General features: G+C 39.7%; 7 protein-coding genes. 2 read left to right on the plus strand and 5 right to left on the minus strand.

Annotation, left to right across the window (positions count from 1 at the left end; genetic code table 11):
- A partial coding sequence (locus NJ959_RS10010) for an Rpn family recombination-promoting nuclease/putative transposase (protein WP_254011609.1) occupies nt 1–721 on the minus strand: 721 nt, incomplete at its 3' end.
- Between the two features lie 438 nt (nt 722–1,159).
- Here NJ959_RS10010 and NJ959_RS10015 point away from each other — a divergent pair.
- Complete coding sequence (locus NJ959_RS10015; RefSeq protein WP_254011610.1) at nt 1,160–1,384, plus strand: addiction module protein; 225 nt, start codon at nt 1,160–1,162, stop codon at nt 1,382–1,384.
- Between the two features lie 1,188 nt (nt 1,385–2,572).
- Here the strand turns inward: NJ959_RS10015 and NJ959_RS10020 are convergent.
- The gene (locus tag NJ959_RS10020) at nt 2,573–3,223 is read right to left on the minus strand and encodes a DUF4760 domain-containing protein (RefSeq protein ID WP_254011616.1); all 651 of its coding nucleotides are present in this window, start codon (nt 3,221–3,223) and stop codon (nt 2,573–2,575) included.
- Between the two features lie 380 nt (nt 3,224–3,603).
- Here NJ959_RS10020 and NJ959_RS10025 point away from each other — a divergent pair, with 380 nt between their 5' ends.
- Nucleotides 3,604–7,437: an alpha-mannosidase gene (locus NJ959_RS10025; RefSeq protein ID WP_254011611.1), complete on the plus strand. Its 3,834-nt coding sequence runs from the start codon at nt 3,604–3,606 to the stop codon at nt 7,435–7,437.
- Nucleotides 7,438–7,576: 139 nt separating this feature from the next.
- Here the strand turns inward: NJ959_RS10025 and NJ959_RS10030 are convergent, their stop codons facing one another.
- The 3 genes from NJ959_RS10030 to NJ959_RS10040 all read right to left on the minus strand — a co-directional run bounded on the left by NJ959_RS10030 (nt 7,577) and on the right by NJ959_RS10040 (nt 11,919).
- Nucleotides 7,577–10,516, minus strand: a complete 2,940-nt coding sequence (locus NJ959_RS10030; RefSeq protein ID WP_254011612.1) for a CHAT domain-containing protein — start codon at nt 10,514–10,516, stop codon at nt 7,577–7,579.
- A gap of 79 nt (nt 10,517–10,595) precedes the next feature.
- Complete coding sequence (locus NJ959_RS10035) at nt 10,596–11,132, minus strand: peroxiredoxin family protein (RefSeq protein ID WP_254011613.1); 537 nt, start codon at nt 11,130–11,132, stop codon at nt 10,596–10,598.
- A gap of 187 nt (nt 11,133–11,319) precedes the next feature.
- Nucleotides 11,320–11,919 (minus strand): peroxiredoxin, encoded by a 600-nt coding sequence (locus NJ959_RS10040; RefSeq protein WP_373693637.1) that lies wholly within the window; start codon nt 11,917–11,919, stop codon nt 11,320–11,322.
- Nucleotides 11,920–12,080: the final 161 nt, after the last annotated feature.

Raw genomic sequence — 12,080 nt, forward strand, 5'->3', positions numbered from 1 at the left:
TACCTTCGAGTTTACCTTCGAGTTTACCTTCGAGTTTACCTTCGAGTTTACCTTCGAGTTTACCTTCTGCTTTAGCTTCCTGATAAACCTTCGTTTGCTTAATTTCCGCTAAACCTAACATAGCTTCAATCTCCTGACGGCTCTTTTGTGGTAATTTATAAATGATGATTGTTTCGATCAAATCGATTAGGTTTCGCCTAATCCTTTGATCGGTTAACTGTTCCCTAGCTGACTCAATTAAGCGTTTGGCCAGTTGGGGTGCAGTTTTTTCTGACTCTATCACCAGTTTAACAACTCCCACTCCCAAAGAACTTTCCCCAACTTCCCCCAATTCATCCAAATAAATCCGTCTCACCCAATTTTGGCTCAGGAGTTGGTCTAACTTAGGAGTTTGCGCCCTTTCCACAGTGCGACTAGGGTAGATTACCACCACTTCCCAGGGATGAGGTGGCTGATATTGCCGCAAAAATAGGAATAGTTCGGCAAATAAACGGTAATATAAATCGTCATCGGGCTGAAACTGCACCTCCGCTATATATAATGGTTCCTTTGGGTCATTGTTAGTCGGCAAGAATAAACCATCAAGACGGAAAGATAGTTGTTTGACTTCCCTGGAAGTAAACTCATAGAAATTTGCCACTTCTAGCGGACGTTCGATAAGTTCAAAGAATATGCCAGGAAAGGAAAGAAATAGATTATAGAAGATGCTGTCTGTTTTCATAATGAAAAAACGATGATTTCCTGGGTTACTAACTGGCACTCTCTCAGTAGAGAGTACCAAAAGTAATGCTACTCTAAGATTGCCATTCCAGTACGATCGCTTGCCAATAAGTGCGATCGCATTTTATTATACTCAATTCACCAGAAGACATAAAAACCGATATCCCAACCAACTGGCAAAAAGTCGAACTTAATCTCAAAGGCTATATTATCTGGGACAATTGCAGTTAGTTATTCCCGGACATGATATTGGCGGATCGATGGGATACCTACGGTATCAGTTTTATACAGGCAGCAATTTATGCTAAACTTAGATTGCAGGAATATATACGCACCTTAAACTCAGTTACATCCTAAAAAGCGATTGTCAATCATTAAAATAATACCAAATGGTAAAAATCAGTTAAGATAATATTATCAAGTTACCTCATTATAATTTATGAATAGTCTCTTGTCTGAACAAATTTTACCCCTAACTATTACCGAAAAGCTTCAATTAATAGAAGATATCTGGAATAGTGTTGTTATTGAGCCAGATCAAATTCCTTTGACTCAATCTCAGAAACAAGAATTAGATCGGCGTTTAGCCTCCTATCAAAATATTGAAAATTGCGGTGAATCTTGGGGAATAGTTAAGCAAAGAATTATCAAGCATGACATATAAAATTAAAATTTCAGAAGAAGCTGAATTAGATTTAGATGAGGCTTATCAAGCGATCTCGCGTTGAAGTAAGATCCCCTAGCCAGGTACAATAGGTGCTGAAGCACCTACTACTAATCCCCACTAGTTGGGGATATTAATTAAATCTAAATAGCATCAGAAGCCCTAACAGCCATTAATTTTTGTCAGAAACCTGTATATCCCTCTTTAAGTAGAGAATATGTTATTGATAAGCTTGGATTTTTGCTAATACCACAGGTATAAAAATCCGTGAATGTTTTGGTGCTAAATATCATCTTGTTCTCATCTCCAAGAAAATTGGTATTATGAGCGATCCCTTTGGCAGAGAGAAGTTATCTCACTGGAAGAGAGTACTAGTTCGATACATTTCTGTTGATATTGTGTCCTTACTCTATCAAACATAAAGCCTGCCTGTTATAGTATTAGCAGGAGCAGGTGTTTAATGAGAAAAATATTCCCTAGAGTCAATTGACCTACAATTACCATTATTGCTAACAAAGTAGCAACTCAATCATATACCATTTTTATCAATTTAAGTTGCTTTTAAAAAAAAATTAACACCCAGCATCACTGTATGCTGGGTGTGTAATACATTAGATCTCTGACTCAATCAAGAAAAACCCTTGATTAGCAGGATTTACCTAATGCTGATGTATGACACTCAGAACTTAGAGACAACAAAGGTAAATCTCAACTGAGAATTGTCCGATAAGTCTATTTACTTATCTATGCTACGACAAACTTAAAACCCTGTAGAACCCTCCATAAATAGATTCATTTTGGGGTAGAATATTAGACAAAGCAGAGAGATGATCATCGTCATGATTGTCCTAAATCCTGTAGAACCCTCCATGAATAGCTCCATTTTGGGAGAGAATATTGGGCAAAACAGAAAGACAGTGGTATCCATTTATTGTTTATCTCCACTTAAGGCTGAACTTTTGCAAATTAAGAGGTTAGATGCCGATGTAATAGCTTTGTAACTGCAATAGTAGATGATTTTAATCTGATTCGGTTTAAACCTGATCGATCATATCTAATCGAGATTTATCCCTCTTCCATAGAGAAATAAATTGTTATTCATCGCGGGACTTGTTGAAATCCATCTTACTATCTATACACGCTCTGTGAGAGATAACCGGAAGGATCTGTGAGAGATAACCAGAAGGATTATCTATCTTTCCACTTTCCGTACAAATCTGTTAACTGTTGGTACAAACGATGCTCCTCTTTCTCATTCCTCAGTTGGGCAATCCAAACTCCGAAGATATCGCAATACTGTAAGACAATACTTCTGTAAAAATCTACAGCTAAATCTTCTTTGATAATGTCTCTTTTAATGCAAAGAGCCATTTCTTCCAAAAAATTGAGAACCTCAGTAACTTCCATTCTCAGATCTGGATTTTTTTCTATTTCTTCTCGAACAATTCTGCCTTTTTGATTCTGATGTTGATCTTTGATCAAAAGATGAATTTGATAGGCAAGTTTTTTAAATGACGAATAATGGGAGTCGTTCCAACGCTGTATATATAATAGTGTGCGATCTATCTTTTGAGACTCTAGACTCAATTTCCTGTCTAACTCTTGAGATTCAGCACTTTGTCTGATGCTTTTGCCAACATAAAACGTGCCTGTAATAGTAGCACTAGCTGAAAGAGTGGCTACAACAAAATTCAAAATACTCTTGTTAGATTCATTACTCTTATTTAGGATATAAGTCGCTATCAAGATACCGGAAGATAATAGAGAAATTAATCCTACTCTTAAAGTAATAGCTATATTGGTCCTAAAGAGTTGTCCTGGATTGCCTTGATGCCTCATCACTACTCCATTCAACGGTCATAGACTATATAGCAAACTCCATCATCAATTATTATGCTTCCGGATATTTCGCAAAAATTATTAAATTGATCAAAGGTTTTGCAGCGTATTACTGGTATCATAGTGGAATACAAGTAATACATCTAAAAATGACAATACTTGTATTTCATAGAAATACAAGTATTACACCAAAGTAGCCTGTAATTTTAGGATGGAGAATGTAGATTTAAACTCATTATGGGCAATGCCCACCCTCCCATTATAATAAATCAAAGCCTCCTCAAACTTAGACATCTTCTCTAATTAAACTCCTTTGCGCCCCCCTTTGCGCCCTACTCTGGCGAGAAGCCGCTGCGCGTCTATGCGTTTAAAATAAAAAAATGAACACCCCATCCCAAACCATCAACAAACTTCGCGCCCTCACCCAAATCGACATTCAATCCAACTGGCACTACTCCACCCAAGACTTATCACCAGAAGAGATAAAAACCGATATCCCCACTAACTGGCAAAAAGTCGAACTTAATCCCAAAGGCTATATTATCTGGGACAAAGGAAGTAAACTCATTTGGTTAGGACAAAAAATCATAGTCCCGGAAAACTTACAAGGATATCCCCTATCTGGATTAGCGCTAAAATTAGCTCTAACCTGGTGGGCAGCCGATGCGAAAATTTTCGTTAACGGTGAATTAGTTCAAGAAGGGGACTTATTCGATTCATCGGCGCGGGTACTATTGAATTGGGCAGTAACACCAGGAGCAGAAATTATCGTATTATTGCGGTTGGTTAGTCCCGGACATGATATTGGCGGATTAATGCGTTCGCTTTGCGTGTACGAAGTAAATTCTGAATCTATTGATAAATCCACTAATTCTCTCGATCCAGGTTTCGTCGCTGATGAATTAGAAATTATACATATATATATAGATTTATTTGCCCCAGAGAAGTTAGATACTCTGGAGAGTGCGATCGCAAAAATTAATTGGGATCTAGTCTCAGATAAGGAAGAATTCGATAAATCCCTCTCGATATTACGGGAAAACTTACTTTTACAGTGGGGAATGGTGAATGGTGAATCGGGAATGGGTGAAAATTATCTTAAATCGCGGGAATCCTTTGCTTCCATAACTCAAAACTCTATCCACCTGTTAGGTCATGCCCACTTAGACATGGCTTGGCTGTGGACAGTAACAGAAACTTGGGCAGTAGCAGAAAGAACCTTTGAATCGGTATTAAAATTACAAACAGAATATCCCGATCTCACATTTTGCCATAGCACACCCGCACTTTATGCCTGGATCGAACAAAACCGACCAAATCTCTTCCAGCGAATTAAAGAAAAAATCGCTTTAGGCAAATGGGAAATAGTCGGCGGGATGTGGGTAGAACCAGAATTAAACCTCATCAATGGCGAATCCATAGTCCGACAAATCCTCTACGCCCAACGTTACGTTAAAGAAAAATTCGGTAACCTCACCAAAATAGCATGGCTTCCCGATAGCTTTGGCTTCACTTGGCAACTACCCCAACTCCTCAAACAAGGCGGAATTGAATACTTTGTCACTCAAAAACTCCATTGGAACGATACCACTAAATTTCCCCACGGTATATTTTGGTGGCAATCTCCCGATGGCAGTAAAATTCTCAGTCTCATCTCTCCCCCTAACACTGCCGGAGTCATGGATACCAATCCAATTACCATGGGAAAATACGCTATCGACTGGGAAAAACAAACTGGTTTAAAAGATACCTTATGGCTTCCCGGCGTAGGCGATCATGGTGGCGGACCAACTCGCGACATGTTAGAAATAGCCAAACGTTGGCAAAATTCTCCCTTCTTCCCCAAACTAGAATTCACCACCGCTATTGCCTTTTTGGATAAGATTCAGCATCAAAACCAACTCCCTCCCAAAAACCCTCTGCGTACCTCTGCGAAAACCTCTGCGCCCTCTGCGTTAAAAACAAATCCAGCAACATTACCAGTTTGGCATGATGAACTCTATCTAGAATTCCATCGCGGTTGTTATACTACCCACGCTGACCAAAAATATTGGAATCGTCGGTGTGAGGGATTATTATATCAAGCGGAAGTTTTTGCTTCTTTGGCAGCTATGGTTGTTGGTGGGGAAGCGGAGGATTTTTTTAAACGCATAGACGCGCAGCGGCTTCTCGCCAGAGTAGGGCGCAAAGGAAGGCGCAAAGGGCGCAAAGAGGGGGGTTATCCGAAATTTCAGTTGGAAGAGGCTTGGAAAAAGGTTCTTTTTAATCAATTTCACGATATTTTACCGGGCACTTCGATTGGGGAGGTGTTTGTTGAGGCTAATCGGGCTTGGTTGGATGTTGAGGCTGTATGTTTGGAGATATTGCAAAATTCGATAACTGCCACAGCATCTCAAATTCTTTTACCTACTCCACCATCACCCGACGCGAAGCCTGTTTTTATTTTTAATGCCCTTAACTGGGCGCGATCGCAAGTTGTCTCTTTGCCTTTATCTTCTATTGCGATAGATTTTACTGCCGAAAGTAATCGGGAGATGGGGGAATTGTCAGATCAGCCAATAAATCCGACTAAAATCCCTAATTCAAAGATAGGGAAATCACCAGATAATGCGATTTTCGCTAATTCAGAATTTCTGCCGAAGGATATGAGTCATGCTAAGTTACCCTCGCCTCCGACTCATCCTTCTCGTTTCTCCTATATATATATAGATGGGCGAGAAGTGCCGCAAAATCCTGAAAACCTGAGCCAGCCAGAGCAAATTACCGATAAAAACCCTATTAAGTGCCCAATTTGGCAAATTTACGATTCTTCTGGGGTAATACTGCCATCCCAACAGACTACCGACTCCCTCCTCTTTTTCGCATCTGGGATTCCGGATGTAGGTTATCAGTTGTTTTGGTTGGTTAAGGGTGAGGCTGAAAACCTTGCTGTGATAGGATCGGAGGCTGAAAAGTACTCTGTAAGCGCACACCTATCCCATCATGACAGTAGTATATCACGATTTTTGCAATCTGACACTATAGGGGAAAAAAATTGGGTTTTGGAGAATAATTTGTTGAGGGTGATAGTGGATGATGAGACTGGTAACTTAAGGAGTATTTTCGATAAGGTTAATGAGAGAGAAATCTTGGCAAAGGGGGGAGGTGGGAATGAATTACAGGGGTTTAAAGATAGTGGGCAATATTGGGATGCTTGGAATATCGATCCGAATTATGAGGGACATCGGTTAGAGGAAACTGAGTTAGTATCGATAAAATGGATCGAAAGTGGGGAATTGCGTTCGCGTTTGCGAGTTATCAGAAAATTAGGTAAATCTGAGTTTTGCCAAGATTACATCTTAGACTGGGCATCGCCGCTATTGAAAATTGCGACAAGAGTAGATTGGCAAGAAGAGCATGTATTACTGAAAGCAGCATTTCCGTTAAATATAGAGGCTGACTTTGCTACTTACGAGATTCCTTGTGGTGCGATCGCGCGTTCGACTAAACTAGAAACGCCTGCCGAGAAAGCAAAATGGGAAGTACCTGCTTTACGTTGGGCAGATTTAAGCGAATCTGGAGACAGGCAAGATGCCTGTTCTACAAATTTTCTTGATTGTGAGGGAGAAATTGTCAGCGATAAAGAATTTTCCCCACTACCTATTTACGGAGTTAGTTTACTTAACGATAGTAAATATGGATATGATGCTAAATCTTCTCAATTACGGCTAACCTTACTCAGGAGTCCAACTTGGCCCGATCCAGATTGCGATAGAGGAATTCATGAATTTACTTACGCGATTTATCCCCATAGCGGCACATGGCAATCCGCCCATACAGTACGACAAGGATATGAATTAAATGTCCCCTTGCAAATTATTGTAGGAAAGGCATCTTGCCTGTCAAATGGTGAGCGGGAAGTCGGAGCTAAAATTTCCTCTCACCTTTTACATCCCACCTCTTCCCGATTAGATTTAGGAGCTGAAAATTTGATATTAATGGCATTTAAGCAAAAGGAAGATAATCCGCAGGAGTGGATTTTGCGGTGTTATGAATGTCATGGAGAGACAGCCCAATTGTCATTAAAGAGCGATTTAGGATTAAGAGTGGTAGAGAGAGTAGACTTACTGGAGCGATCGCAAAATTCCTCCGAGCCTTCTGGCAATAATGATATTTGCCAGATTGCGCCTTGGCAAATTGCTAGTTTTGTGGTTAGATTGGGATTAGAGGATTAAATCCTAATCCTCTAAATCTGGATCGTTATTCTTGAGAAACTTTCCTGATATCCTCCACTGTTAAACTCATGGCTATTGCTACAGCTTATTAATGGTAATGGTGCGTTAGCTTTCGCCTAACGCACCCTACTGGCTATAATTATTCCGCCTCCCCAACCAGAGTAAAAGCAGCCCAGTTGATGGGATCGGGATATTTTTTCATTGTCGTCAACATCGCATTTCTCAAAGCCGAAGCCTTATCAGGATTTTGTTGAAAATTGCGATAAAACTCAGTCATCAAAGTAGCGGTAGAGGCATCAGGAATTGCCCATAAAGAAACTATAATACTATGCGCTCCAGCAGAAATCAAAGAACGAGATAAACCAATCACTCCATCTCCAGTAATTTTACCTCGCCCAGTATCGCAAGCACTTAAAACGACTAATTCTGCCTTTAGTTTCAAGTCCAAAATTTCCCAAGCTGTTAGTAAGCCATCGTCATTACCAGAAGGAGCAAGTGCGATCGCGCCCGGAATGCCTTTTCCGGTAAAATCATCTAATAGTCCGTGAGTGGCTAAGTGAATGAGACGCGATTTCTCCATTTTGGATATAATATCCTTTTTAGTAGCCCGATTACCAGTAATTGCTTGAGTATTGAATAATTTTGCGATCGCAATTGCTTCTGCTTCTGCTCCAGGTAAACTAGCCAATTGCTCTGGGGCTTCGCCAATATCAGGAGCAACACTGGGCATAGTGGGATTCCCTACTATTAAAATAGTACTTCCTTCAATCCGCCCATTACTATTTCCAAGTCGCTGTTTCTGCTGCCGAGTTAAATCTAAAAGCTGAATAGCTGGGATGGTAAGAATAGTATGTTGTTGAATTAGAGATTGAGCTACAGAATCTCGCAAAGCTGGGAAAGGGACTAAAAATAATGAACCTTGTGGGACAAAAATTACTCGTGCTTCTGGATTTGTCGGTAATAAGTCGGCAATTGGTTTAATCAGGAGTTGATGTAGCTGTTGTAGGCGATTAGTCCGATCGATTTTAATCTGTGAAGGTACTACTCCTAACCCTCTATCTCTGATCCCGATAAATTGACGAGTTTTAATAATAATATCAGATAATTCCTGAATATCCTGTCCAAATAATGGTGTCATATCAACCTGGCGAAACTCAATTTCTCCTGTTGGCTTAACTACCCAAATGAAGAGTGTTTTATTGTATATTATCGAATATTCCACTAAGGTAGCATTGTGAGTTTTAGCAATTTGTTTAATCTGGTCAATTGTTGGGGGTGCGGTGGCGGGTATTATTCCTGAATTATCAGATAAGCGCTTTGCTAGTAACTCCACAAAGGCTCTTCCTCTCCCCCTTTCTGCAATTTCTAAAGCTGATTCAATTTTATTTTGAGCAATCAGAGTTTCTTGTAAATTTTGGTAAGCATCTGTCTGAGTTTCAAAGATAGATACTTTTGCCGTATCATCTAACCCAGCCCGTAAAGATTCTTTCACTTGAATTGAAGCCAGAAAATTTTTCTCAGCTTCAACTAGATTACCAGCATTACGAAGTGCCGCACCCAAACTATTTAAACCAGTACTTTCACCCCAACGGTATTTAATCTCCCGTGCAATATCTACATACTGCTTTTGATATTCAATCGCCTTAGTATAATTTCCCAAAGCATCGTAAGCCAATCCCAAGTTTCCTAGAGTATTTGCCTCTCCCACCGGATCTTTTACTTCTCGCTTAATAACTAAACTTTGTTCGCAGAAATCAATCCCCTTTTGATAATCTTCCAGCAATAGGTATGCCAATCCTATATTACCAAGAGCAGATCCTTCTCCATTACGGTCTTTAATTTCTCGCGTTATGGTTAAACTCTGCTGATAAAAATCCAGCGCCTTATTATAGTCTTTTAAATCATTGTAAGTATTACCCAAATTCCCCAAAGCATTAGCTTTGCCCTGACGATCTCCAGTTTGTTCAACAATGCCTAACTGTTTCTGATAGAATTCAATAGCTTTAGGATAGTTTCCCAAAGAATAGTAAATATTACCCAAATTACCTAAAGATTGTCCTTGTCCTTGAATATCCTGAATTCTGATAGTAATATCTAAACTCTTTTGACTATACTCAATAGCCTTACCATAGTCACCCAGAGAATAATAAGCACTACTCAAATTACCCAAAGCCAACCCTTCAGTACGGATATCTTTAATTTCCCTGGAAATTACTAAACTTTGCTCCTGATACTCAATTGCTTTAGCATAATTACCGAGATTACGATAACTCATGCCCAAATTAATCAGAGCTTGTCCTTCACCTTGGCGATCGTTAATTTTTCTAGCGAGGATTAAACTTTGCTCTTGGTACTCAATTGCCTTATTATATTCTCCCAACGCATCATAAGCCGTGCCCAAATTACCCAAAGCATTTCCTTCAGAGTAGGTATTATTAAGTTCCCGTGCTATCTCTAAACTTTCCTGATAAAATTTAATTGCCTGGGGATAATCTGCCAGATATAAATAGCAGTTGCCCAGATTACCCAAAGTAATCCCTTCACTATCACGATTATTAATTTCTCGTGCGATAGCCAGACTTTGCTGAAAAAACGCAATTGCCCGATCGAACTTACCGAAATTAAAATTAGCATTGCCCAGACTATTCAAAGAAAAAGCTTCCAATTGACGGTTTTTTAGCTCTCGTGCGATCGCTAAACTCTGTTCGTGATAATCAATTGCTTTATTGAAGTCTCCCAAATTCCGGTAAACTAATCCCAAATTATTTAGAGTTTCCCCTTCACTTTGACGATCTTTAAGTTCCCGATATAGGGTAAGTGCCGCTTCCCAAGACTTTAATGCCGCTTCAAAATTACCTGTGCGATACTGATTTCTACCTAGTTCAAATAATTCCTCTACTTTTACCTTCCGCTCGTCTGGGCTTTGTGCCAATACCCGATTATTTGGCATGAATTGCCAATCTAATGCTGCTTCTGCCAGTGGACTCCCAGAGAAATTGAATATAAATCCCCAATCGGGATTAAGAATAACGAGTAGGAAAGTAAATAGAGCAATTATTCCCAGTCTTTTAGCACGCATAGGTTATAAATTATCAAAAACAACAAACACTAATTATAGTAAAATCCATTACCACCTTAGTGTCTTAGTGCCTTTGTGGTTAACCAACCATATCCAGCAAAGTTTCAACATCAGCATGAGGAGACAAGAAAGAAAATATATGTTTAAATCGGAGTTTTCCCGATCGATCCAAAATGAACTGAGCAGGCAAAGGAGCGCCTAATGCTTGACCGACTCCATAAGCTTTAAAGCTATTACAATCAGAATCAGAAAGGAGTGGCATATTTAACCCTAACTTGTTTACCACATGTCTACTTTGTTGCTTATCGGTACTAGTAATCATCAATACTTCCACGCCGCGATCGAGGAATCGCTCGTAATTCTGATTGAGAGCTTTAATATGAGGCAAACAAAGGGGACAATATTGTTTAGCAGTGAAGATCCGGGTGAAAGCAAGAACAACTGGTTGTTTATCCCAGTAGTCAGATAGTTTAACATTAAACTTATTTGTAATATCAGGTAACTTAAAGTCAGGAGTCATTTCTCCCAGTTGGAGACTATTACTTGATGGAATTGGGAATAAATTCTGGTAAAAGCGTTGGGTGAATAAGTCACTAAAGTCTATGGAAGTTAGCATGTGGGGGGGATTCCTCCTTGACTAGAAATAAATTTATAGTGATTTTACGATCAACATTATACAGTTTTTAGTTGGCTGAAGTAAACAAAATAAACCGGGTTTCTTTAAAAAACCCGGTTTCTCTCTTGACAAGGGCTGTATATGCTATGGTCGTAACATATAAAACCTATTTTGTCACAGAAGTTAATTAAACAGCAGAGAAGTATATTTTAGACTTAACGGGATCGGGAACCATTGTCTTGTCACCTGGTTGCCAACCAGCGGGACAAACTTCATCTGGATGACTTTGAACGTATTGAATTGCTTTGAGAGTCCGGAGGGTTTCGTCAACGCTGCGGCCGAAGGATAAGTTGTTGATAGTGGCGTGTTGGATAATACCTTCTTTGTCGATAATGAATAAGCCACGCAAAGCGATACCCGCATCAGGATCTAGAACATTATAGGCGGTGCTAATTTCTTTTTTCAGATCCGCAACTAGGGGGTAGTTTAAGTCGCCCAAACCACCAGATTTGCGATCGCTCTGAATCCAAGCGAGGTGGGAAAATTCACTATCGACAGAGACACCGAGTACTTCGGTATTTAGTTCTTTGAATTCTGAATAGCGATCGCTAAATGCGATAATTTCAGTTGGACATACAAAGGTAAAATCTAGCGGATAAAAGAAGAGAACGACATATTTACCGCGATAGTCAGATAGTTTCGTCGTTTTAAATTCTTGATCCACCACAGCCGTAGAGGTAAAATCGGGGGCGGCTTGACCTACTCTAAGACATCCTGTCATTTTTATGCTCCTTAATTTTGCTACTGATTTGTTCGCGACAATGGATAGGCAAAGTTATTCGCACCTTACCTATACTGGTAAACATTGATTATTTACGAACCGTTACGACTATATCATAGTCATAACGATTTTGATTTGATTAGGGAGTGGAACAGCGGATGCCGTAT

Origin of the sequence: Limnofasciculus baicalensis BBK-W-15, from assembly GCF_024178385.1 — a bacterium.
Classification (GTDB): domain Bacteria; phylum Cyanobacteriota; class Cyanobacteriia; order Cyanobacteriales; family Coleofasciculaceae; genus Limnofasciculus; species Limnofasciculus baicalensis.